This window comes from Cryobacterium aureum (assembly GCF_002954245.1).
GTDB lineage: Bacteria > Actinomycetota > Actinomycetes > Actinomycetales > Microbacteriaceae > Cryobacterium > Cryobacterium aureum.
Window position 1 is genome coordinate 14,514 of sequence record NZ_PPTG01000003.1, and the last position, 21,491, is coordinate 36,004.

Genomic DNA, 21,491 nt, shown 5'->3' on the forward strand with positions numbered 1-21,491 from the left:
ATCACGCTCCCGTCCTTCGGTTATTCGGCCGTCTACTCGGCCGGGGCGGCGCGACCGCCGAAGGCACGGGCATCCGTTTCGCCCGACAGGTCTTTGCGCAGTTCCTTGGGCAGCGAGAAGATCAGGTCTTCTTCGGCCGTCTTGACCGGCACAACGTCGGCGTAGCCGGCGTCGGCGAGGGCTGCGAGTAGTTCGTCGACCAGTTCTTCGGGAACGGATGCCCCGCTCGTCACGCCCACGGTCGCCGCGTTGTCGAGCCACTCTTGTTTGACCTCGCTCGCGAAGTCGACGCGATACGCCGCCTTGGCGCCGTATTCCAGGGCCACCTCGACCAGACGCACGGAGTTTGACGAGTTGGCGGAGCCGACCACAATCACCAGGTCGGAGTCGCGGGCCACCTTCTTAATGGCGACCTGACGGTTCTGAGTGGCATAGCAAATGTCGTCGCTGGGCGGATCCTGCAGGTTGGGAAAACGCGCCCGTAACCGGCGCACGGTCTCCATGGTTTCGTCGACGCTCAGCGTGGTCTGCGACAGCCAGACCACGCGGTCCGGGTCGCGAACGACGACGGTGTCGGCTTCCTCCGGGCTGCCGACCAGCGTGGTGTGCTCTGGGGCTTCACCGGCGGTGCCCTCAACCTCTTCGTGGCCTTCGTGGCCGATCAGCAAAATCTGAAAATCGTCGCGGGCAAAGCGAACGGCTTCGCGGTGCACCTTGGTCACGAGCGGGCAGGTCGCGTCGATGGCTTGCAGGCCGCGTGCGGCGGCGGCGTTGACGACGGCCGGCGACACCCCGTGGGCGCTGAAGACGATGTGCGCGCCGCGGGGCACTTCGTCGACCTCGTCGACGAAGATGGCACCGAGATTTTCGAGCTCGGAGACCACGTGAATGTTGTGCACGATCTGCTTGCGCACGTACACGGGCGCGCCGTAGTGTTCGAGGGCTTTCTCCACGGCGATGACCGCGCGGTCGACTCCGGCGCAGTAACCACGCGGGGCAGCGAGCAGCACCCGCTTATGTCCGACCACCGGGGTATCCTTAAGCCTGTTGCGAGCGCTGGGAATGCGCGGCATGCCCAGGCCGATAACGGGAGGCTTGCTAGTAGTGTGCGCGCTGGTGTTCACTGCCTCAGTCTACGCACGCACGACCGAAGAACTCTGGGAGGACCCGCCTGTGCCCCACGCCAGCGCCACGATCAGCACCAATACCAGGACCATCGCATGACGGATGCCCCCGCCACCGTCGAAACGCCGTGGCCGGTCGCCCTGCTTTCGGGCAAGATCCGTGGTTATATCGAGCGGCTCGGCATGGTCTGGGTCGAGGGCGAGATCACCCAGTGGGGTGCCAGCGGCGGCAACGTCTACGGCAAGCTCAAAGACCTTTCCGAAGACGCGACCGTGAGTTTCACCATCTGGTCCTCGGTGCGCGCCAAACTCACCGCTGACTTCAAAGCGGGCGACCGCGTCGTGGCCCTGGTCAAGCCCAACTTCTGGGTCAAGGGCGGCACCCTCACCATGCAGGCCTTCGAAATGCGCCACGTCGGGCTCGGCGACCTGCTCGAGCGACTGGAACGCCTGCGCAAACAGCTCGCGAGCGAGGGCCTGTTCGATGCCTCGCGCAAGAAACGCCTGCCCTTTCTGCCGCACTGCATCGGCCTGATCACCGGCAAAGATTCCGACGCCGAGAAAGACGTCATACGCAACGCACAGCTGCGCTGGCCAGCCGTCAACTTTCGGGTCGCGCACGCCGCCGTGCAGGGAGACCGCGCCGTCGGCGAGGTGACGAGCGCAATCCAACGGCTCGACGCCGATCCCGAGGTCGACGTCATCATCGTCGCCCGAGGCGGCGGCGACTTTCAGAACCTGCTCACCTTCAGCGACGAGGGCCTCGTGCGCGCCGCCGCCGCCTGCCGAACGCCACTGGTGAGCGCGATCGGGCACGAGGCCGACCGTCCGTTGCTCGACGACGTCGCCGACCTGCGAGCTTCCACCCCCACGGATGCCGCCAAGCGCGTCGTTCCCGACGTCAGCGACGAACTGAACCGGGTGCAGCAGGCCAGGGCGCGCCTCAGCAGCCGACTCACCGGCATCCTCTCGTCGGAAATCGACCGCATTTCACAGCTGCGCAGCCGCCCGGCGTTGGTCGACCCGCGCTGGATCATCGATTCCCGCAGCGAAGACCTCACCCGCTACGTCGCACGCGGCGCCGAACTCACCGGGCGCATTCTAGAACGCGCCGGAGCCACCGTGGTAGAACTGCGTTCTCAGCTGCGGGCCCTGTCGCCCCAGGGCACCCTCGACCGCGGTTATGCGATCGCCCAGCTGCCGGACGGCCACGTGCTGCGCAGCGCCGATGACGCCCCCGCCGGAACCGAGCTGCTGCTCACCCTGGCCAGCGGAACGGTTTCCAGCACCGCGAACGCGAGCGTGCCGGCCGACTCGCAGGCTGCACCCGCCGTGTCGAAATAAACAGTGTCGAAATAATTAGAATGGATGCCATGACCTCGCCCGCCGCAGACATCAGTGAACTCAGCTACGAACAGGCCCGCGATGAGCTCATCCGCGTGGTCAACGAGCTCGAGCAGGGTTCGAGCACGCTGGAGCAGTCGCTCACGCTCTGGGAACGTGGCGAAGCACTCGCCCGCCGCTGCGAGGAATGGCTGATCGGCGCCAAGGCGCGCCTCGACGCTGCTCGGCTGGCCGCGACGGCACCCACGGACGAAGCGGCCAGCCCCACCCGATGAGCCGCGCGCCCAAGCAGCCACGCGTCGTCGCCGAACTCGGCCGACCGGAGACTCCCCAGGAGACCGCCGACCGGCTCGCCGAGAATTCGCGCAAGTACCGGTCGCACAAGACGGTCAACAATCTCGTACTGTCGCTGCTCGTGACCGTGGGCGCCGTGCTCGTGCTCGTGCTGCTCGTGCCGCGCAACGACAATCCGATCACTCGCGACGTCGACTACGCGACCATTGCCGCCCAGACCCAGCCCGTTGTCGACCATGCCCTGGCCAGTCCCGAGCTGCCGGCCGACTGGAGCGCGAATGACGCCGAGTGGCGGGCGGGCAGCAACGGCCAGGTTCCGTTCTGGTACATCGGGCTGCTCACGCCCGACAGTCAATTCATCGGTTTCAACCAGGCATTCGACGCCAACCCGACTTGGCTGGCCCAGAAGCTGCCTGATTCCCCCGTCGTTGACACCGTCAATATCTCGGGAGTCGTCTGGGACGTCTACCGCAACAGCGCCCCGTCCGCCGATCGGGGCAATTTCGACTACGCCCTCGTGACCACCGCCGGCACCAGCACGTATCTGCTGATCGGCACGGCTCCCACCGGCGACTTCGAGACGCTGGCCACCGCCCTGACCGCCAACATTGCACAGAATGGATCCGAATGAACCGGACGTCGACGGCTTTCCCGTCTCCCGCCCAGGCCTGGAACGAACTGCGCGAGGGCAATGTGCGCTTTGTTGCCGGCACCCCGCGGCACCGCGAAGACGTTGACCGGCGGGCCGAGCTCGTCGGACAGCAGACGCCGCACGCCGCCCTGTTCGGCTGCAGCGACTCCCGCCTCGCCGCTGAGATCATCTTCGACCAGGGCCTGGGTGACCTGTTCGTCGTGCGCAACGCCGGGCAGGTCATCTCCTCATCCGTGCTCGGTTCCCTGGAATATGCGGTGGCCGTGCTGCACGTTCCGCTGATCCTCGTGCTGGGCCACGACGAGTGCGGTGCCGTGCGTGCCGCGATCGATTCTCAAGTAGCGGATGCCCCGGCTCTGCCCGTGCACATTGCGCGCATTATCGAGAAGATCGTGCCGGCGGTGCGTCGAGTGAGCGGGCAGGCGGTATCCGCTCAACTGGACCCTCAGCTGGTCGATGCCGGTCTCGTGGGCAGGGAACACCTCAAAGACACGGTCACCGAACTGCTCGAGCAGTCCGAGGTGATCAGCACGGCCATTGCAGCCGGTACATTGGCTATCGTCGGTGCGAACTACGTTCTAAGCGAAGGACATGCCGACCCCAACATCGTGGTGGGCGTCATTTAGACCCCACCATCCGCGCACCCGTTGCGCACAGCACGACTCTCATACAGCACCGAAAGGGAATGCACATAGTGGTGGACACCTCCGCAAACGCCGGCTACCGGATCGAACACGACACGATGGGTGAGGTCCGGGTTCCGACGGACGCACTCTACGGTGCCCAGACGCAGCGAGCCGTGGAGAACTTCCCGATCTCGGGTTCCACGCTCGAGTCCGCGCAGATCGCGGCCCTCGCCCGCATCAAGAAATCCGCAGCCCTCGCCAACGCCCAGCTCGGCGTGCTCGATGCCGACATCGCCAACGCGATCGCCGCGGCCGCCGACGAGGTCATCACCGGCCAGTTCGACACCGAGTTTCCGATCGACGTCTACCAGACCGGCAGCGGCACCAGCTCGAACATGAACATGAACGAGGTCATCGCGACCCTCGCGACCCGCGCCCTCGGTCGCCCGGTGCACCCGAACGATCACGTCAACGCGAGCCAGTCCTCCAACGACGTGTTCCCCACCTCGGTGCATATCGCCGTCACGAGCGCCCTCATCGACGAGCTCATCCCCTCGCTCGACCACCTCGCCGTCTCGTTCGAGTCCAAGGCCGAGCTGTGGAAAGAGGCCGTCAAGGCCGGCCGCACCCACCTCATGGATGCCACCCCGGTCACCCTCGGCCAGGAATTCGGCGGCTACGCCCGCCAGATGCGCCTCGGCATCGAGCGTATCCGCACGGCTCTGCCCCGCATCGCCGAGGTTCCGCTCGGCGGCACCGCGGTCGGCACCGGCATCAACACCCCCTACGGTTTCCCGCAGCTCGTCATTGAACTGCTGGTCGAAGAGACCGAACTACCAATTACAGAGGCCCGCGACCACTTCGAGGCCCAGGCCAACCGCGACGGTCTCGTCGACGCGTCCGGAGCCCTGCGCACCATCGCCGTCTCGCTGACCAAGATCTGCAACGACCTGCGTTGGATGGGCTCTGGCCCCAACACCGGGTTCGGCGAGATCAGCATCCCCGACCTGCAGCCCGGCTCGTCGATCATGCCCGGTAAGGTCAATCCGGTCATTCCGGAGGCCGTGCTCATGGTCTGCTCGCGGGTCATCGGCAACGACGCCACCATCGCCTGGTCCGGTGCCTCCGGTTCGTTTGAACTCAACGTCGGTATTCCCGTGATGGGCACCGCCCTGCTCGAGTCGATCCGTCTGCTGACCAACGCGACCCGCGTACTCGCCGACAAGACCGTTGACGGCCTCGTCGCCAACCTTGAGCATGCTCGGGCGCTGGCCGAGAAGTCGCCCTCGATTGTGACCCCGCTCAACCGCGTCATCGGCTACGAAGCCGCCGCAAAGGTGGCCAAGAAGGCCGTCGCCGAGGGCCTCACCGTGCGTGAGTCCGTTATCGCACTCGGCCACGTCGAACGCGGTGACCTCACCCTCGCTGAGCTCGACACTGCCCTCGACGTGCTGAGCATGACGCGTCCCCCGCAGAAGAAGTAGCAGCACCGCCCACAGCGAGTGTTTCCGATGCGCCCCGGGCGCTATCGGCAACACTCGCTGTCGTTAACCAGCCACTCTGAGCTCTTGCGAAGAGGATCCCGACCGCATGCGGTTAAAGCGTGCGTGATAACGTACGTGAAAGGGATGACGCCATGGCTATCACAGCAACTGCGGCACGCAAGGACTTGTATCGTCTCCTTGAAGAGGTCAATCTTGACCGCAGCGAAATCGAGATCACCTCCAAGAACGGCTCCGCCTTTCTCGTGTCTGCTCACGAATACAACGCACTCCGCGAAACGGCCTATCTCCTTCGTTCCCCAGAAAATGCGGCTCGTCTCGCCGCGTCTGCGCGACAGGTCAGGGAAGGTGGCGCAACTCCCCACGACCTGATCGAGACAGACCACGAACCTGCGTAGTGCTTACTCTCGCCTTCACTGACGATGGATGGGACGATTATCAGCACTGGATATCAACCGATAGGGCGATCCTCAAGCGGCTGAACATGCTGATCAAGGAAGCACGTCGCGATCCCCCATCGGGAATAGGGAAGCCTGAGCAACTCAAGTATTTGGAGGGCTCACCGTGGTCCCGGCGGACCACACAGGAAAACCGTCTGATCTACTCATTCGACAGCGAGCGACTCGTGGTCTGGCAGTGCCGCTACCACTACTAACTCCCGCGGCGACCAAACACCAAACCACTGCTCGGCACCGAACTCCTCGAATCGTTCAGCCTCGGTGAAACCCAGCTTCGCCGCGACGCGCACCGAGGCGTCGTTGGCAATCTGGGTGCAGAGCACCACCGGCTCACCAGGGCGCACGCTGGCGAACCAGCGGAGCCCCGCGGCGCAAGCCTCGGTGGCGTAACCGAATCCCCACACATGCGGCAAGAACATATAGCCGAGCTCGGCCTCACCGCAATCCGGGTGAATGTGCCCCGGACGCTCCGTGTCGCGGCGATCGAACGTGACGATGCCGATCGCCGTGCCGTCGCGTTCGACGACGAAATAGCCCGGGCGTCGTCCGGGAATTTCGGGCGCTGCAAGCTCAAGCGCGTCGCGCGGCTGGGGACCGCCGAGGTGGGTGCACACTTCTGGTGAGCCGAACAGATCGATGATGGCCGTGCGGTCCCGAGCCTCCGACTTCCGGAGAACGAGGCGTTCGGTCCTGATCGGGCGTGGCGGCCAGCGGACGGATCCCAGATGTGCCATGCGCTCATACTAACTGCGCATGCTCTGTCGGCCATGGTCTCTCGTCGGCAGGTTGTGCATATGGACATCTCTGATCGCGATCCGGAGGACTTCCCGCGGCCCCCGACGGTGGCCGAGCTGGCCAGCACCTTCACCGTTCCGGTCTCATCGACGTACGTCTGGCTGAGAGCAGGGGTTGAAAACTGATCATCGACGCACAGCTGCACGTCGCTGACGCCATCCGTTGCGCCTTCGAGCGTCAATGAGTGCATCCGGGACGGTCGCGCTCTCGCCGTTACTACTCGAATTCGTCTTCCTGCCCTGGCCGACTAGTGCAGGTCGATTTTCCGCTTTCGTTTCGCTGCGCGGTAGTGTTTGGGAGGCTCCGATGGCGCCCGAAGGAGTGATGCAGTGCGAGCTGTGATTTTGGGCGGAACCGGAGCCATCGGAGGAGCGACGGCGGCAACGCTGGCTGCTCAAGGATGGGCAGTGGATGTGACGGGGCGTGACCCGGCATCGATGCCGCCCGAGCTCACACGGGCCGGCGTGCAATTCCACTCAGTCGAGCGCAACGACGTTACTGCGATTGAACATCTCGTCGGTCAGGGAGTCGACCTTCTGGTGGACCTGCTGGCGTATCGGGCAGCAGACGTGCGAGCACTGTTGCCGGTTATGGGATCAGCAGCGAGCTCAGTTCTCATCTCGGGGAGAGCGGTCTACGTCGATCCCCGCGGCAACCACATCAACAGTGAGGTTGCGCCGCAGTTCCCCCTCCCCATCGTTGAGAGCACGCCCACATTGCCGCCGGCAGCGGACGACGTGGATCCGTTCAGCCGCGAGGGATACGCACCCTCAAAAGTGGCCGCCGAGCTGACAGCCTTGCACAGCGGACTCCCGATCACCATCATTCGCTTGTCCAAGGTTCATGGGCGCTGGGCGCGCAACTCGCGGACGCGCCAAATCGTCGACGCGATGTTGGGCGGTCAGCAGATCATCGAGCTCGCGGCGCGGGGATCAAGCATCGACCATCTCACTGCGGCCGCAAACACCGCCGCCCTGATCGCCATAGTGGCAGCGAAACCCGGGCAGCGAGTCCTGAACAGTGCCGATCCCGACACCCCCACGGCCGAGCAGATCGTTCAGGCGATCGGCGCACGGTTGGGATGGACAGGGACAATCGACCTTCTCGCCCGCACGGCGGATCCGCAGCGGGGACGGCACCCCTGGCTCACGACCCATCCGATCGTGCTCGACACAACTGCAGCTACTCAGCTGGGGTACGTGCCCGTGGCGACCGGAATCGACCTGCTCGAGGACGAAATCGACTGGGTTGCCGCGCAGCACGTTGCCCATCGTCACAGGTGTTCTGACACAGTCCACGCCGCGACCCACTCCTGACTCGCCTGACCAGATGGACCAGGCGAGCGGATGACCTGTTGCCTCGATGGTCACCAGCTGCGACGACGCGACCACACCCATCCGCTCCCCCGCACAGCTACATAACCTCGTTTCCCTCCAGCATCTCCGTCACGAGGGCTGCGATGGCGCTGCGCTCCGACCGGGTCAGCGTCATGTGTGCGAACAGCGGATGCCCCTTCAACGTTTCAATCACGCTGGCCACGCCGTCGAAACGGCCGACCCGCAGATTGTCGCGCTGAGCGACGTCGTGGGTGAGCACCACGCGGGAGTTCTGACCGATGCGGCTCAGCACGGTCAGCAGCACGTTGCGTTCCAGGGACTGCGCCTCGTCGACGATCACGAAGGCGTCGTGCAAGGACCGGCCGCGAATGTGGGTGAGCGGCAGCACCTCGAGGATGCCGCGCTCCATCACCTCCTCGACCACGTTCTCCGACACGATCGCGCCGAGCGTGTCGAAGACTGCCTGCGCCCAGGGCCCCATCTTCTCGCCCTGGTCACCGGGCAGAAAGCCGAGATCCTGACCGCCGACCGCATACAGCGGCCGGAACACCATGATCTTGCGGTACTGCTGGCGTTCCAGCACAGCCTCCAGGCCCGCGCACAGGGCGAGCGCCGATTTGCCTGTTCCGGCCCGGCCGCCGAGCGACAGGATGCCAATCTCCGGGTCGAGCAGCAGGTCGATGGCGAGGCGTTGCTCGGCCGAGCGGCCGTGTAGTCCGAAAACATCCCGGTCGCCGCGCACGAGCTTGAGTGTGCCCCGGCTGGTCACCCGCCCCAGTGCCGACCCGCGGTCGGAGTGAATCACCAGGCCGGTGTTGATAGGCATATCCTGCACCGCGCGCGAGTCGAGCGTCTCTTTGTCGTAGAGCACGCTCATCTGCTCGGCACTGAGAGTGATCTCGTCCAGACCGGTCCAGCCGGAATCGACGGCGAGTTCGTGCCGGTATTCATCGGCCGCGAGGCCGAGCGAGGCGGCTTTCACACGCAGCGGTAGGTCCTTGGAGACGACGGTCACGGTCATTCCCTCATTGGCCAGGTTCAGGGCCACGGCGAGAATGCGGGAATCATTGTCGTTCAGTTGCAGGCCCGATGGCAGCACCGACATGTTTGAGTGGTTCAGTTCCACTCGCAGGCTGCCGCCCTCGCCGACTGGAATCGGAAAGTCGAGGCGTTCGTGCTTGAGCCTCAGCTCGTCGAGGTTGCGCAGTGCCTGCCGGGCGAAATACCCGATCTCCGGGTCGTTGCGCTTGGACTCCAGTTCGCTGATCACCACCACGGGCAAGACAACGGCGTGCTCGGCAAAGCGGAAAATCGCTTTCGGATCGGACAAAAGCACCGAGGTGTCCAACACAAAGGTGCGCTCGGTTTGCGAAGCGGATGTCTCCACCCGGTCAGTCGCGTTAAGGTCGGTTCGATTAGCGGTCACAGCCACTCCCACCCTGCGTCCAAAGGACGCGGATCAAATTGGCGAGCTGGCCATCAAGCAATTCTCGAGCCGTACTTATATGGCCGTCTCGATCAGGTGCCGTACCTGATGAAAGCGACGCTACGACTTACCGGCGCAAAATGGAACCCGACACGCCCACCAAAATCTGACGTTCACCTTACCTTGGGGCAGACGCCGGGTCCGCGCGCGCGGCGATGCTAGTAGGTAGCGGCGAGCGTGTAGGCGATGAGTGCACCCCTCAACATGGTGATCGTGTCGGGGTCGAGGGCCGCGTGCACGCTGAGCCGCACGGTGGTGCCGCGGGTGGTCGCGGTGATGCCGTGGTTGTGCAGGCTGGCCACGAGGGTAGTGAGCAGTTCAGCCGGCGGTTCGAGTACGACAATTCCCGCCCGCTCGCTTACATCGCGAGGCGAGACGATGTCGATGACGAATTCGTCAACGAGCTCGATGATCTGCGAAACGTTGTCATTCATGGCGGTCTGGATGACGTCGACACCGACGTCTGCGATCTGCTCGAGAGCTGCGGCGAATCGGGCCTGCGCGATGGAGTCGCCGTTGGTCACCCGGAAGGCACTGGCGGCTCGGCTGGGCGGGGTCACCTCGTCCCAGGGCTCGGCGGTGTCGGTGCCGACATAGCCGGAATAGACCGGTACGAGGCGTTCCAGGGCCCGCTCGCTGAGCGCCAGAAAGCCGGTGCCCCAGCCGGCCCGCGTCCATTTCTGACCACCGGAGGCGACGACATCCGCTGCCCCATAGGCGGCGTCGACGACGCCGAAGCCCTGGATGGCGTCAACGATGAGAAGCCGATCGCCGATGACCTGACGGATGCCTTCGAGGTCGGCACGATAGCCCGTGCGAGAATCGACCAGGCACACCGCAACGGCGGCGACGGCCGGGGTGAGCTGGTCGCGGATCTGCCCCGGAGTGACGCGGCCATGCTCGGTCTGCAACCAGAGCGCGCTGACCACGTGAAGGGCCTCAGCGGCCCGCACTGCGGCGAACGGCACGCTGGGAAAATCCCCCGCCGACAGCAGCACTGAACCGGTCAGACCGAACATGGCCTGCATCAGGCCCGAGCTGGTGTTGGGCTGCAGCACGATCTGTTCGGGCGTAAAACCGGTGAGAGCGGAAACCGCGGTGCGCGCACGCAGATCCTGCTCGGCGAGGTGGTCAAGGCTGCCGTAGCGCGCGCGAGATAGCACCTCAGTCTGGCCGAGGCTCTCGGTGACGACGGCTTCGGAGAGCGGACCAACCCGGCCATAGTTGAGGTAGCCGGGTTCATCACGAAAACCGTCGGTGAAGCTCAGGAGCGAATTCATGCTTGGGTCCAATCGGTTATCAAACTAAGACTCCCCCGTTGGTCTCACCCCACCAACGGGTCTAGCCGCCGAACCGGCGCTGCCGGCGGGAAAAGTCGCGAAGTGCCCGCAGAAAATCAATCTGACGTAGGTCGGGTCCCAGAGCTTCAACGAAGTAGAACTCGCTGTGGGCGCTCTGCCAGAGCATGAAGTCGCTCAGTCGTTGCTCGCCCGAGGTGCGGATGACGAGGTCGGGGTCAGGCTGACCGCCGGTATACAGGTGCTGGCCGATCAGTTCGGGCGTGAGGGTCTCTGCGAGGTCTTCCAAGCTGCCGCCGTGCGCGTGGTGGGTGGCGACGATGCTGCGCATCGCATCGGTGATCTCGGTGCGCCCACCGTAGCCGACCGCGAGATTCACGTGCAGGCCCTTACGGTCGCTGGTGCGGGCATCCGCTGCGTCAAGGGCGGCGACGAGCGGAAGGGGCAGGCCGGCCTTGGACCCCACCTGCTGCACCCGCCAATCGCGATAGTGCGAGAGCTCTTCGGCCAGATCGGCGATGATCTCGATCAGATCCGTGAGTTCGTCAGCGGGCCGCTGGGTGAGGTTATCGGAGGAGAGCAGGTACAGGGTGACGACCGAAACTCCGAGGTCGTCGCACCATTCCAGAAATTCGCGCATCTTCGCAGCACCGGCACGGTGACCGTGTGCGGCCGTCTGAAACCCCAGTTGTCTGGCCCAGCGGCGGTTGCCGTCGATGATCATTGCCACATGACGGGGCAGATGCTCCGGCGTCAGTCCGCGCCTCAGGCGGCGCTGATACAGCCTGTAGAGGAGGCCGCGCGCTGAGGGAACTTGGGGTTTCTGCACACAGTTACGCTAGTCCACTCCGACGAGCGTTCGGGGCACGCCGGGGTCGCCCTGTCGTATCCTTGCAGCATGGCCACCGAGCACGATATCCCCAATCTGCCGCTGATCGAGGCGGCTGACGTCCATCCGGAGGACGTCAAACCCACCTGGCGCGGCTGGATTCACGCCGGAACTTTTCCCGTCACAATCGTGGCCGGCATCGTTCTGCTTGTTCTGGCCGAGGGGTCGGCGGCCAAGATCAGCTCGGCCGTGTTCGTGCTGAGCTCGATGCTGCTGTTTGGCAATTCGGCGCTGTATCACCGCTTCAACTGGCAGCCGCGCACCCGTATCATTCTCAAACGCATCGACCACGCCAACATTTTTCTGCTGATCGCCGGATCGTACACGCCGATCACCGTGCTCGCCCTACCGCCAGAGAAGGCCACGCTGTTGCTCTGGCTGGTCTGGGGCGGCGCCGGGCTCGGCATCATCTTTCGGGTGTTCTGGATCCACGCGCCGCGCTGGCTCTACGTGCCGCTCTATCTGGTGCTCGGTTACGGCGCGCTGTTGTTCATCGTGGACTTTTTTCAGGCCAACGCCACCATGATGACGCTCATTCTGATCGGTGGACTCTGCTACACCGTCGGCGCGGTAGTGTACGGGCTGAAGAGGCCCAACCCGCTTCCGGGCGTATTCGGCTTTCACGAGATCTTCCACACCCTGACAGTCGTGGCGTTCCTGTGTCATTTTGCGGCGATTCTGCTGATCGCCACGCATCCGCTCTACCCGTAACGCTGATTATTCGGGCTTGTCGCCCGGAGCTTTCGGTGTGTTCTGGTCGGCGTCGCGCTCGGCGATTTCGGCTTCGAGCCGGGCAGAGATTTCCGCGCGATAGGTGGTGCGACGGATGCGACGCACCAGGTCGAAGCCAAGCAACAGGGTCGCCGCTCCGATCAGGAAGACCACGATGAACCCGACGACGCCAGGGGTGACGGTGTTCGGGTCGATTTCGGGCGCTGGGGTCGGCGTGACGGCGAGTACGACGCTGATCAGAGAGATCATTCGTCGTCCTGGATTCCGGCGAATAGATCAGATTCGGGCATTGCGGTGTCTACTTTCGATTCGACGAGTTGGAAGTCTTCGTACGGCCAGGCCTCGCGTACCAGATCGTTGGGCCAGAAGAAGAAGCTGCTGTCCGGGGCGACCTGGCTCGCGTGCGAGCGCAGGGCCGAATCGCGCACGTCGAGAAAGTCGCCGGCCGGAACATGGGTGGTGGCGAGCTTAGGATAATTCTCCATGCGCTCCCGCGCCGCCTCAAGCGGTTCCAGCAGCGGAGAATCGGGCTCGGCGACGCTGAGCGCGAGGTACATCGCGTCGATGCGTTCGAGGTTGAAGATGCGGTCGTAGTAGAGCTTGTCGATCTGCCACGGCTCGCCGGAATTTGGGTAACGGCCGGGGTCTGCGGCCGCGCGAAACGCTTCGAGGGAGACCTCGTGGCAGCGGATGTGATCGGGGTGCGGGTAGCCGCCGTTTTCGTCGTAGGTGATGAGGACCTGGGGGCGAAACTCACGAACGAGCGTGACGAGCGGTTCAGCCGAAAACTCCAGCGGAATATCGGCGAACGAGTTCGGCGGCACCGACTTGTCCTCGTTCATGCCGGAATCCTCGAAGCCGAGCCAGCGGTGCTGCACCCCGAGCACCCGCTGCGCGCCCTGCATCTCGAGGCGGCGCAGGCCCGAGATATCGCGCTCGCCCATGGCGTGACCGTTCAGAGCCGGGTTCAGGATGCTGCCCCGCTCGCCGCCCGTGCAGCTCACGATCATCACCTCGACGCCAAGGCTCCGGTAGTAGGCATACGCTGCCGCGCCTTTGCTCGACTCGTCGTCGGGATGGGCATGCACAGCCATCAGTCGCAGCGTCACCATACTCCTCAGGAATGCCGGATAACCTTAGGCCAGATAACCTAGATACCAGCCTAATCGCTCCCGTGAAAGTGTGAAATCACCAGTGCCCCTAAACAGCACGCCTGCCGGGGTTCAGCCAAGCCGCGAGCCCTACCACCTGGACGAATCCGACGAGACGGCGGCACCCGCGCCGATCGAGAGTGCCGTGATCCAGTCGCGCTACGGGCGCACGCCCACTCGCAGGCTTCGCGACCGTCGAATCCTCTGGGCCCTTGGCGGCATTTTTGTGGTGGTGCTGGGAGCGTGGGTGCTGTGGACCGGCCTGGATGGAGCATCCACTCAAATCGAGGCACGCGATATCGGGCACACCATCATCGATGAGCACACGGTCAGCGTGACGTTCGAAGTGTCGCTCCCGGTGAACCGTACGGCGAGTTGCGCGGTGCAGGCCCTCAACGAAAGCTATTCTGTGGTTGGCTGGAAGATCGTCGATCTGCCGCCGTCAACGCTGTACAACCGGTCATTCACCGAGATTTTGCGCACCACCGACCTGAGCAACACGGGTTTGATTTACGAGTGCTGGCTGACCTAAACTGACGTATTCGCCTCGCCAATCGTCGGGGCGTCGACCATATCCGCGCGGCCTTCGCGCCTTTCTGCGCTCGACCGTAATAAAGGAGATCACTCGTGACAACCGACACAACGGTCACCTGGCTAACTCAGGAGGCTCACGACCGCCTCGCAGCGGAACTGGCGACACTGAGCAACTTCGGCCGGGGCGACATCGCGAAGAAGATCGAATCTGCTCGCGAAGAGGGCGACCTCAAGGAGAACGCCGGCTACCACGCCGCCAAAGAAGAGCAGGGCAAGATGGAGGCGCGCATTCGCACCCTCACCGTGCTGCTGCGCACCGCTGAAGTCGGCCATGCCCCCGAAAGCAACGGCATCGTCGTTCCCGGCACCGTCATCACTGCCACGATCGCCGGCGACGAGAGCCGTTTTCTCATCGGCAGCCGCGAGATCGGCGCCAACAGCGACCTCGACGTGTTCAGCGAGCAGAGCCCGCTCGGCGCCGCGATCATCGGCCTCAAGGTGGGCGCAAAGACGAGCTACACCACGCCGAACGGCAAGGAAATCACCGTGCACGTCACCAACGTGGAGACCTTCACCGGAGCCTGACCCGTCTCGTAGCGCTGCTAGTCGATCTGCGGGTCGTAGCCGGCCGCGCGCAGGGTGTCGACGACGTGCTGGCGATGTTCAGGGCCTCTGGTCTCGACGCTGACGTCGAGCTCGACCTCGCTGATCCGCAGGCCGGCACCGTGCCGAGTGTGCAGCACCTCGATGACGTTCGCGGTCGCCTCGGCGAGCAGCTCGGAGATGCGCGCCAGCTGGCCCGGGCGGTCAGGCAGCATGATGCGCAGCGTGAGGTATCGTCCCGACGCGGCGAGGCCGTGGCTGATCACCCGCTGCATCAGCAGCGGGTCGATGTTGCCGCCGGAGAGGATGGCCACTGTCGGCCCGGTCGGGGTGACCTTGCCGGCCAGGATGGCGGCGACCGCCACGGCTCCGGCCGGCTCCACGACGAGCTTCGCGCGCTCGAGCAACACGAGCAGCGCCCGGGCTGTGTCGTCTTCGCTGACGGTGACGATCTCGTCGACGGCGTCGCGCACGATCTCAAAGTTGAGCAATCCTGGTTTGGCGACGGCGATGCCGTCGGCGATGGTCGGCAGGATGCTGATCATCGTGGCCTCACCCGCCTCGAGGGAGGGCGGGTAGGCTGCCGCGTTCTCGGCCTGCACCCCGATGACGCGGATGCGGCGCCCGTCGCGCGCGGCGCGCTGCTTGAGCGCGCTGGCCACCCCGGAGATGAGCCCGCCGCCGCCGATGGGAACGATGACCGTTTCGAGGTCGGGGACCTGGTCGAGAATTTCGAGGCCCAGTGTCCCCTGCCCGGTGACGACATCCACGTGGTCAAACGGTGGAATGAGGATCGCGCCGGTCTCGCGGGCGTATTCGGCCGCGGCGAGCAGCGGTTCGGTGACGGTCGTGCCGCGCAGAATAACCTCGGCGCCGTAGTCGCGCGTGGCCGACAGCTTGGGCAGCGCGACGCCGACCGGCATGAAGATGGTGGCCTTGATACCCAGCTCGCGGGCAGCGAACGCCACGCCCTGCGCGTGATTGCCGGCCGAGGCCGCGACAACCCCGCGAGCCTTCTCCTCGTCGGTTAGCTTCGACAACCGATTGTAGGCGCCGCGAATCTTGTAGGAACCGGTGCGTTGCAGATTCTCACACTTGAGGTATACCGGCGCTCCCAGCACGTCGGCGAGATACCGCGAGCTTTCCATGGGGGTCACGTCGGCGACTTGGGCGACAACCGTGCGCGCCGCCTCGAACTGCGCGAGAGTGGGTGCGACGAGGGTGATCTCTGGCATATCTTAGTTCTCCGAACTGTCCTGCGGGGCGCGGGGTGCGCTCAAATCTGAGGGGGTGCTGCGGGCTGAGCCGTCACGAGCGGTGCGAATGCTCCGCGGCCGCACCCGTGCGGTGCGTTCCGGTGCACCGGTCGAACGGTAGCCCGGTCTGCTCTGGGGCACGGTCTGCCACAGCACCGATCCGGTCGTCGGCACCTCCGTCGGCGGACGCGACCGCCAGGTGCCACCCGCAATGTAACTGGTCATGGCGTTGAGAACTGCGGCGACGGGAACGGCAAACAGCGCACCCGGAATTCCGGCGAGTAACGCACCGGCAGCAACCACGAGAACGACGGCAAGCGGATGCACCTTCACGGCCGTTCCCATAATGAGCGGTTGCAGAACGTGCCCCTCGACCTGCTGTACGAGAAGCACCACTCCAAGCATGCCGAGGGCGACGGCCCAGTTGTTGAAGATCAGGGCAATGATAATCGCGACAGAGCCGGTCGCCACGGCACCGACGATGGGAATAAAGGAGCCGAGAAACACCAGGATGCCGATCGGGATGGCCATCGGTACCCCGAGCAGGGCGGCGCCGACACCGATGCCGACGGCGTCGATGGAGGCCACCAGAATTTGCACCCTGGCGAAGTTACCGAGTGTGGTCCAGCCGGCAACGCCGGCGCCGTCAACGGCGGCGCGGGCACGCAGGGGAAAGAATCGCACGATCCAAGCCCAGATGGCTTTGCCGTCGATGAGAATGAACAGCAGGCTGAACAGCGCCAGCAGCAGACCGGTGAGCAGATGCCCGAGGGTGGTACCCACCGAGAGGGCGCCGCTAATGAACACGGCGCTGTCGTTCTGAATCGCTTTCCAACCCTGTTGCAGGTAGTTGGTGATCTCGGTATCCGACAGTTGCAGCGGAGACGCGGCCAGGACCGACTTCAAGCTATCAAAACTGGCGGTCAGTCGGTCGCTCAGACCGACCGTACCCTCGGCGATTTGCGTTGACGCCAGGGTGACGAGACCGGCCACCACAACGAGTGTGCCGACCATCGCCACCGCGACGGCCAGACCTTTCGGCCACCGATGCCGCACCAGGAAAGCTACGAGGGGAACCAGCAGGGCGGACACCAGCACCGCGACCAGCAGCGGAATGATAATGAGGCGCAGCTGAATGATGAGAAAAATCAGAATGGCGATGGCCGCGGCGATCACAATGATTCGCCAGGACCACGCTCCAGCCAAGCGGATGCCGGCCGGCAGATTCTCGTCGACCCCGTTGGGCACGACGGCCGGGGTCACCACCTCAACTGGGGTGAGGAGGAGTTCGGAACCGGCCTGATCGGCGCTCACGCGAGCACGCTCAGCACGGGCTCGCTGAAGACCTTGACGGCGCCGCAGACGTAACAGGGCGCGCGCGCCCGGATTGCCCGTAGATTCACTCACCCGCCCAGTCTAGGACTGCCGCGTGGCCTCACGACGCGATCCGCACCGTGCGGCGTAACAGAGGATTGTGCCGCCCGAATGGCCGGTAGACCGCTACGCCGGATAGAGTCGAAAAGATGGTTCACACGGTCTCCCCCACGACGATTTCCCCCGCACTGGCGCGGCGAATTGCGCTGGCCGCGCAGGGGTTCGGTACCCACCCCACAACTCCCGTCGGTATCCGCCAGCTGACCGCTATGGTGAACCGGCTCGAGCTGCTGCAGATCGACTCCGTGAACGTCTTTGAACGCAGCCACTACATGCCGGCCTTCAGCCGGCTCGGTCCCTACGACAAGGCCCAGCTCGATCGCCTCACGACCGGACGCGAGGCGCGTTTCACCGAATACTGGGCGCACGAGGCATCCTTTCTGCCCGTCGACGTCTGGCCGTTGTTTCGCTGGCGCATGCAGCAGAATCGAGACCGGTCGGCGCGCACCGTTGGCCACTGGTCGAGTGCCAACCAGCCGATGCTGGACTGGCTCCTGGCCGAACTCGCCGCCAACGGTCCGATGCGCGCGAGCGAGATCGAGCACGACGCCAACAAGCGCAGCGGCCCGTGGTGGGGCTGGTCCGACGTCAAGACCGGACTCGAGGTTCTGTTCCGCTGGGGCGACGTGGTGAGCGCTGGGCGCATCCGTTTTGAGCGGGTGTATGCCCTGCCCCAGCAGGTATTCTCGCCTGATCTGCTCGGCCGAGAGATTTTAGAAGCGGATGCCCACCGCGAGCTGGTGCGCCGCTCGGCCCGCGCCCACGGCATCGGAACCGTGAAGGACTTCGCCGACTACTTTCGGCTGAAGTCAGCACCGACCCTGGTGGCTATTGGGGAGTTGGCCGAGGCCGGCGAGCTCATTCCGGTCGAGGTGCCGGGCTGGAGGCCGCATGGTGCGGTCGGGGCGGCCTGGCTGCACCGGGACGCCCGACTCCCGCGCACCATGGACGCGCAGGCGATACTGTCGCCGTTCGACCCGGTGGTCTGGGAGCGCGCCCGGGCCCTGCGCCTGTTCAATTTTCACTACCGCATCGAGATCTACACGCCAGAACCGAAGCGTGTGTTCGGCTACTACTCACTGCCGATTCTGCTCGGCGATACCGTGGTGGGCCGGGTCGACCTCAAGAACGACCGGCAGGCCGGCGTGCTTCGGGTGCAATCAGCCTGGGCCGAACCGACGTCACCAGCGGATGCCGCCGCGCGACTCGCAGTCGTGCTGCGGGAGGCGGCCACTTGGCAGGGGCTCGACGAGATCGTCGTGGTGCCGCGCGGCAACCTCGCGGCTGGGCTCGCCGCAGAGCTGGACTAGGCCCGTTGCGTTTCCGCCGAAGGCCAGTGCAGGTCAATGGTCTGGGTCAATCGGTGCCGTTGGCCACAGCTCGCGGAAGGCGATTTCGGGAGCATTCTGCTATTCTCGACAGGAACCGAAGGAGCATCCTGTGGCAGTCATTTCTCGTGGCTTCGTCGGCCGCGGTGGCGAAGTAGACCCAGACCTTCCGGCCGGTCAGTATCTGACTGCCGACTTCCCAGTGCTGTCCGCAGGGCCTACCCCTCACATCGACACCGTCGACTGGCAGTTCAGCATCCGCACTGACTCGGACACCCTGCACACCTGGAGCTGGGACGAATTGCACGCGCTGCCGATTGAGGATATCGACACCGACATCCACTGCGTGACTCGCTGGTCGAAGCTCGGGACGAGCTGGCGGGGCGTCTCTCTCGATACCCTGTTCGCGACCGTGAAGACGACAGATAAGTACGTGATGGCACGTTCCTATGGTGGCTACACAACAAATGTGCCACTCGCCGACCTGCTGGGTGGTCAGGCTTGGATTGCCCTTGAGTTTGACGGTGACAAGCTCGATCCGGAGCATGGGGGTCCGGCGAGACTGCTCATCCCGCACCTGTATTTCTGGAAGAGTGCCAAATGGATTCACGGCCTCGAGATGCAGAGCCAGGATGAACCCGGGTTCTGGGAGCAGAACGGCTATAACATGTATGGCGATCCCTGGCTCGAACAGCGCTATTGGTGACGGGTACGAGTGAGGCCAGGGACGGCCGCATCGGCAACTGGAAGGTGGGCGTCGTGACCTCGATCCGGCGGGAGAGCGCGTCCGGCCGCAGCATCACGATCGACGTTCCGGGGTGGGGCGGCAACATCGCGGGTCAGCACACCGATGTGCGGCTGACCGCCCAGAACGGCTACACCGCGGTGCGGTCGTATTCCGTCGCGTCGGCCGGTGTCGGCGACCGCATCGAGCTGGCCGTCGACCGCCTACCCACCGGTGAGGTGTCGCCATACCTGGTCGACACGCTCCGCGAGGGCGACGAGCTCGAGCTGCGCGGCCCCCTGGGTGGCTGGTTCGTTTGGACGCCGCAGCAGGCCGAGAGCGTACAGCTGATCGGCGGCGGATCGGGGATCGTTCCCCTGATGGCGATGATCCGCTCGCACGAGGCATCCGGCAGCGCAACGCCGTTCCGGCTGCTCTACTCGGTGCGCACGCCGCTGGACGCATTCTTCCGGGCAGAACTCGAGTCCCCCTCTGCCAACCTCGAGGTGACCTGGATCTTCACTCGTCGTGCGCCGAGCGGATGTTCCCGCCCCGCCGGGCGTATCACTGCCGCAGATCTGGAGGCCCATGGTTTTCCGGCCGCTCTATCACCGACGGTGTTCGTGTGCGGTCCAACCGGATTCGTCGAGACTGTCGCTACCGCGCTCGTCGCCCTCGGACACGAACCGAACCGCGTCAAGACCGAACGGTTCGGAGGCGCGTAGTGGTTGAGCACATCGACGGGAACGCCCTCGCGGGCCCGCTGTCTGACCTGTTCACGTTTGACCCGACCACCGCATCCGCTCGCTGTGCCGGATGCGGTGACGTCGCGGTTCTTGCGCGTGCGATGGTGTACGGCGAACCTGACACTTTCGTCGTTCGCTGTGCCAACTGCGACGACGTGCTCATGACCATCGTGCAGGCACCCGATCGGTTCTGCATCGAACTGCGTGGCATGACCTGGCTGAAAATCCCGCGCTAGCGTTCTGAGCCCGCCGCACGTGATCACGAGGCGGTTGCTGGCAGCTGCGAACTGGGTCAGAACTTGCGGCCCATGGCCGTGAGGCGTTCGATGCGCTCTTCGATCGGCGGGTGCGTCGCGAACAGCTTGCCCATGGCACCCTTCTTCAGCGGGTCGGAGATCCAGAGGTGCGCCATCGAGCTGTTCTGCTTCTGCATCGGGCGGCCGTACTGGCCGAGTTTGGCCAGAGCCGAGGCGAGGGCGTCCGGGTGCCGCGTCGTCAACGCGCTGGTAGCATCCGCCAGGTACTCGCGCTGGCGGGAGATGGCGAGCTGCACAACGGTCGCGATGAGTGGAGCCACGATCATGGCGACGAGGCCGAACACCATGACGACGGGGTTGCCATTGCTGTTGTTGCTGCGGCCGAAAAACGCCATGCGCAGGAACATGTCGGAGATGAACCCAATCGCCACGACGAGGCCGAACACGACCATTGACACTCGAATGTCGTAGTTGCGCACGTGGCCGATCTCGTGGGCCATGACGCCCTCCAGTTCGGAATCGTCCATGATGTCCAGCAGTCCGGTGGTCGCGGCGACGATTGCGTGTTTCGGGTCGCGGCCGGTGGCGAACGCGTTCGGTGCCGGGTCGTTGATGATGTAGACCTCTGGCATCGGGGTGCCGGTCGTGATCGACAGGTTCTCGACGATGCGCCACAGCCTAGGGTGATCGGACTGGCTGTTGACCCTGATGCCGCCGCTCATGGAGATGGCTTGGCGACCCGCCGCGTAGTACTGAATGATGACGTACAGGGCTGTGATGACGACCGTGGCAATGAGAATGCCGTACCCGCCACCGCCATAGGCAGCGTTGGCCAGCCAGCCGAGCCCGGCGATGATCACGAAGAAGAGGATCATGATAAAAACAGTGTTGCGTTTGTTTTTCGCTATCGCGCTGTACATC

General features: G+C 64.6%; 26 protein-coding genes. 16 read left to right on the forward strand and 10 right to left on the reverse strand.

The genetic code is table 11. The features are described from left to right. Window positions 1–32: 32 nt before the first annotated feature. Window positions 33–1,073, reverse strand: coding sequence for a 4-hydroxy-3-methylbut-2-enyl diphosphate reductase (locus CJ028_RS01975; protein ID WP_105033644.1), 1,041 nt, complete (start codon window positions 1,071–1,073; stop codon window positions 33–35). A 147-nt stretch (window positions 1,074–1,220) separates the two neighbouring features. On the opposite strand from CJ028_RS01975, the gene xseA reads away from it, so the two are divergent. The 7 genes from xseA (at window position 1,221) to CJ028_RS02010 (ending at window position 6,197) form a co-directional block, all read left to right on the forward strand. Then, the gene (gene xseA, locus CJ028_RS01980) at window positions 1,221–2,468 is read left to right on the forward strand and encodes an exodeoxyribonuclease VII large subunit (RefSeq protein ID WP_105033616.1); all 1,248 of its coding nucleotides are present in this window, start codon (window positions 1,221–1,223) and stop codon (window positions 2,466–2,468) included. Between the two features lie 20 nt (window positions 2,469–2,488). Beyond that, a complete protein-coding gene (locus tag CJ028_RS01985) occupies window positions 2,489–2,743 on the forward strand; it encodes an exodeoxyribonuclease VII small subunit (RefSeq protein WP_105033645.1) in 255 nt (84 codons plus the stop codon). Next, window positions 2,740–3,393: a DUF4245 domain-containing protein gene (locus CJ028_RS01990; RefSeq protein WP_161498870.1), complete on the forward strand. Its 654-nt coding sequence runs from the start codon at window positions 2,740–2,742 to the stop codon at window positions 3,391–3,393. Before CJ028_RS01985 ends, CJ028_RS01990 begins: the two co-directional genes overlap by 4 nt. Then, window positions 3,390–4,040 (forward strand): carbonic anhydrase, encoded by a 651-nt coding sequence (locus CJ028_RS01995; RefSeq protein ID WP_105033618.1) that lies wholly within the window; start codon window positions 3,390–3,392, stop codon window positions 4,038–4,040. The genes CJ028_RS01990 and CJ028_RS01995 overlap by 4 nt, the downstream gene beginning before the upstream one ends. Before the next feature lie 59 nt (window positions 4,041–4,099). Further along, a complete protein-coding gene (locus CJ028_RS02000) occupies window positions 4,100–5,524 on the forward strand; it encodes a class II fumarate hydratase (RefSeq protein WP_105033619.1) in 1,425 nt (474 codons plus the stop codon). A gap of 152 nt (window positions 5,525–5,676) precedes the next feature. After that, window positions 5,677–5,940: a type II toxin-antitoxin system Phd/YefM family antitoxin gene (locus tag CJ028_RS02005; RefSeq protein WP_105033620.1), complete on the forward strand. Its 264-nt coding sequence runs from the start codon at window positions 5,677–5,679 to the stop codon at window positions 5,938–5,940. Next, window positions 5,940–6,197, forward strand: a complete 258-nt coding sequence (locus tag CJ028_RS02010) for a Txe/YoeB family addiction module toxin (protein WP_105033621.1) — start codon at window positions 5,940–5,942, stop codon at window positions 6,195–6,197. The genes CJ028_RS02005 and CJ028_RS02010 overlap by 1 nt, the downstream gene beginning before the upstream one ends. Here the strand turns inward: CJ028_RS02010 and CJ028_RS02015 are convergent. Next, on the reverse strand, window positions 6,147–6,734 hold the full coding sequence (locus CJ028_RS02015) for a GNAT family N-acetyltransferase (protein ID WP_105033622.1): 588 nt from the start codon (window positions 6,732–6,734) through the stop codon (window positions 6,147–6,149). The genes CJ028_RS02010 and CJ028_RS02015 overlap by 51 nt on opposite strands. Before the next feature lie 60 nt (window positions 6,735–6,794). Here CJ028_RS02015 and CJ028_RS21680 point away from each other — a divergent pair, with 60 nt between their 5' ends. Next, window positions 6,795–6,920 (forward strand): hypothetical protein, encoded by a 126-nt coding sequence (locus CJ028_RS21680; protein ID WP_276309360.1) that lies wholly within the window; start codon window positions 6,795–6,797, stop codon window positions 6,918–6,920. Between the two features lie 204 nt (window positions 6,921–7,124). Continuing rightward, on the forward strand, window positions 7,125–8,111 hold the full coding sequence (locus CJ028_RS02020; protein WP_205683915.1) for an NAD-dependent epimerase/dehydratase family protein: 987 nt from the start codon (window positions 7,125–7,127) through the stop codon (window positions 8,109–8,111). A 97-nt stretch (window positions 8,112–8,208) separates the two neighbouring features. On the opposite strand, the gene phoH2 is transcribed toward CJ028_RS02020, so the two are convergent. The 3 genes from phoH2 to CJ028_RS02035 form a co-directional block, all read right to left on the reverse strand. Beyond that, complete coding sequence (gene phoH2 / locus CJ028_RS02025; RefSeq protein WP_439099020.1) at window positions 8,209–9,558, reverse strand: RNA 5'-3' helicase PhoH2; 1,350 nt, start codon at window positions 9,556–9,558, stop codon at window positions 8,209–8,211. Window positions 9,559–9,776: 218 nt separating this feature from the next. Continuing rightward, complete coding sequence (locus CJ028_RS02030) at window positions 9,777–10,898, reverse strand: aminotransferase class V-fold PLP-dependent enzyme (RefSeq protein ID WP_105033623.1); 1,122 nt, start codon at window positions 10,896–10,898, stop codon at window positions 9,777–9,779. A gap of 61 nt (window positions 10,899–10,959) precedes the next feature. Continuing rightward, on the reverse strand, window positions 10,960–11,745 hold the full coding sequence (locus CJ028_RS02035) for an isoprenyl transferase (RefSeq protein ID WP_105033624.1): 786 nt from the start codon (window positions 11,743–11,745) through the stop codon (window positions 10,960–10,962). Between the two features lie 69 nt (window positions 11,746–11,814). On the opposite strand from CJ028_RS02035, the gene trhA reads away from it, so the two are divergent. Next, window positions 11,815–12,516 (forward strand): PAQR family membrane homeostasis protein TrhA, encoded by a 702-nt coding sequence (trhA, locus tag CJ028_RS02040; RefSeq protein ID WP_105033625.1) that lies wholly within the window; start codon window positions 11,815–11,817, stop codon window positions 12,514–12,516. Between the two features lie 6 nt (window positions 12,517–12,522). Here trhA and CJ028_RS02045 read toward each other — a convergent pair whose 3' ends face one another. After that, window positions 12,523–12,786 (reverse strand): hypothetical protein, encoded by a 264-nt coding sequence (locus tag CJ028_RS02045; protein WP_105033626.1) that lies wholly within the window; start codon window positions 12,784–12,786, stop codon window positions 12,523–12,525. Beyond that, complete coding sequence (gene mca, locus CJ028_RS02050) at window positions 12,783–13,631, reverse strand: mycothiol conjugate amidase Mca (protein WP_105033647.1); 849 nt, start codon at window positions 13,629–13,631, stop codon at window positions 12,783–12,785. Before mca ends, CJ028_RS02045 begins: the two co-directional genes overlap by 4 nt. A gap of 100 nt (window positions 13,632–13,731) precedes the next feature. Between mca and CJ028_RS02055 the strand changes: the two genes are divergently transcribed. Together CJ028_RS02055 and greA are read left to right on the forward strand one after the other, a co-directional pair. After that, complete coding sequence (locus CJ028_RS02055) at window positions 13,732–14,220, forward strand: DUF4307 domain-containing protein (RefSeq protein ID WP_161498871.1); 489 nt, start codon at window positions 13,732–13,734, stop codon at window positions 14,218–14,220. Window positions 14,221–14,315: 95 nt separating this feature from the next. Further along, a complete protein-coding gene (gene greA, locus CJ028_RS02060; RefSeq protein WP_092340688.1) occupies window positions 14,316–14,807 on the forward strand; it encodes a transcription elongation factor GreA in 492 nt (163 codons plus the stop codon). A 17-nt stretch (window positions 14,808–14,824) separates the two neighbouring features. Here the strand turns inward: greA and ilvA are convergent, their stop codons facing one another. Beyond that, window positions 14,825–16,060 carry a threonine ammonia-lyase gene (ilvA, locus tag CJ028_RS02065; protein WP_105033628.1) on the reverse strand — a complete coding sequence of 412 codons (1,236 nt, stop codon included), beginning with the start codon at window positions 16,058–16,060 and terminating at the stop codon, window positions 14,825–14,827. Window positions 16,061–16,063: 3 nt separating this feature from the next. Then, window positions 16,064–17,395, reverse strand: a complete 1,332-nt coding sequence (locus tag CJ028_RS02070) for an AI-2E family transporter (protein ID WP_240607032.1) — start codon at window positions 17,393–17,395, stop codon at window positions 16,064–16,066. 209 nt (window positions 17,396–17,604) lie between these two features. Here CJ028_RS02070 and CJ028_RS02075 point away from each other — a divergent pair, with 209 nt between their 5' ends. The 4 genes from CJ028_RS02075 to CJ028_RS02090 all read left to right on the forward strand — a co-directional run bounded on the left by CJ028_RS02075 (window position 17,605) and on the right by CJ028_RS02090 (window position 20,549). Then, the gene (locus CJ028_RS02075; protein WP_105033629.1) at window positions 17,605–18,825 is read left to right on the forward strand and encodes a winged helix-turn-helix domain-containing protein; all 1,221 of its coding nucleotides are present in this window, start codon (window positions 17,605–17,607) and stop codon (window positions 18,823–18,825) included. Window positions 18,826–18,955: 130 nt separating this feature from the next. Beyond that, window positions 18,956–19,549 carry a molybdopterin-dependent oxidoreductase gene (locus CJ028_RS02080; RefSeq protein WP_105033630.1) on the forward strand — a complete coding sequence of 198 codons (594 nt, stop codon included), beginning with the start codon at window positions 18,956–18,958 and terminating at the stop codon, window positions 19,547–19,549. Beyond that, on the forward strand, window positions 19,546–20,292 hold the full coding sequence (locus tag CJ028_RS02085) for a ferredoxin reductase (protein ID WP_240607033.1): 747 nt from the start codon (window positions 19,546–19,548) through the stop codon (window positions 20,290–20,292). Before CJ028_RS02080 ends, CJ028_RS02085 begins: the two co-directional genes overlap by 4 nt. After that, the gene (locus tag CJ028_RS02090) at window positions 20,292–20,549 is read left to right on the forward strand and encodes a DUF6510 family protein (protein ID WP_105033631.1); all 258 of its coding nucleotides are present in this window, start codon (window positions 20,292–20,294) and stop codon (window positions 20,547–20,549) included. Before CJ028_RS02085 ends, CJ028_RS02090 begins: the two co-directional genes overlap by 1 nt. A gap of 56 nt (window positions 20,550–20,605) precedes the next feature. Here CJ028_RS02090 and CJ028_RS02095 read toward each other — a convergent pair whose 3' ends face one another. Next, the gene (locus CJ028_RS02095; RefSeq protein WP_105033632.1) at window positions 20,606–21,490 is read right to left on the reverse strand and encodes a M48 family metalloprotease; all 885 of its coding nucleotides are present in this window, start codon (window positions 21,488–21,490) and stop codon (window positions 20,606–20,608) included. Window position 21,491 lies beyond the last annotated feature (1 nt).

Excerpts from the sequence above, each read along its gene's own strand:
- CJ028_RS01975 (WP_105033644.1), bottom strand. The coding sequence starts at position 1,073 with ATGCCGCGCATTCCCAGCGCTCGCAACAGGCTTAAGGATACCCCGGTG.
- xseA (WP_105033616.1), top strand. The coding sequence starts at position 1,221 with ATGACGGATGCCCCCGCCACCGTCGAAACGCCGTGGCCGGTCGCCCTG.
- CJ028_RS01985 (WP_105033645.1), top strand. The coding sequence starts at position 2,489 with ATGGATGCCATGACCTCGCCCGCCGCAGACATCAGTGAACTCAGCTAC.
- CJ028_RS01990 (WP_161498870.1), top strand. The coding sequence starts at position 2,740 with ATGAGCCGCGCGCCCAAGCAGCCACGCGTCGTCGCCGAACTCGGCCGA.
- CJ028_RS01995 (WP_105033618.1), top strand. The coding sequence starts at position 3,390 with ATGAACCGGACGTCGACGGCTTTCCCGTCTCCCGCCCAGGCCTGGAAC.
- CJ028_RS02000 (WP_105033619.1), top strand. The coding sequence starts at position 4,100 with ATGCACATAGTGGTGGACACCTCCGCAAACGCCGGCTACCGGATCGAA.
- CJ028_RS02005 (WP_105033620.1), top strand. The coding sequence starts at position 5,677 with ATGGCTATCACAGCAACTGCGGCACGCAAGGACTTGTATCGTCTCCTT.
- CJ028_RS02015 (WP_105033622.1), bottom strand. The coding sequence starts at position 6,734 with ATGGCACATCTGGGATCCGTCCGCTGGCCGCCACGCCCGATCAGGACC.
- CJ028_RS21680 (WP_276309360.1), top strand. The coding sequence starts at position 6,795 with ATGGACATCTCTGATCGCGATCCGGAGGACTTCCCGCGGCCCCCGACG.
- CJ028_RS02030 (WP_105033623.1), bottom strand. The coding sequence starts at position 10,898 with ATGAATTCGCTCCTGAGCTTCACCGACGGTTTTCGTGATGAACCCGGC.
- trhA (WP_105033625.1), top strand. The coding sequence starts at position 11,815 with ATGGCCACCGAGCACGATATCCCCAATCTGCCGCTGATCGAGGCGGCT.
- CJ028_RS02045 (WP_105033626.1), bottom strand. The coding sequence starts at position 12,786 with ATGATCTCTCTGATCAGCGTCGTACTCGCCGTCACGCCGACCCCAGCG.
- mca (WP_105033647.1), bottom strand. The coding sequence starts at position 13,631 with ATGGCTGTGCATGCCCATCCCGACGACGAGTCGAGCAAAGGCGCGGCA.
- ilvA (WP_105033628.1), bottom strand. The coding sequence starts at position 16,060 with ATGCCAGAGATCACCCTCGTCGCACCCACTCTCGCGCAGTTCGAGGCG.
- CJ028_RS02075 (WP_105033629.1), top strand. The coding sequence starts at position 17,605 with ATGGTTCACACGGTCTCCCCCACGACGATTTCCCCCGCACTGGCGCGG.
- CJ028_RS02095 (WP_105033632.1), bottom strand. The coding sequence starts at position 21,490 with ATGTACAGCGCGATAGCGAAAAACAAACGCAACACTGTTTTTATCATG.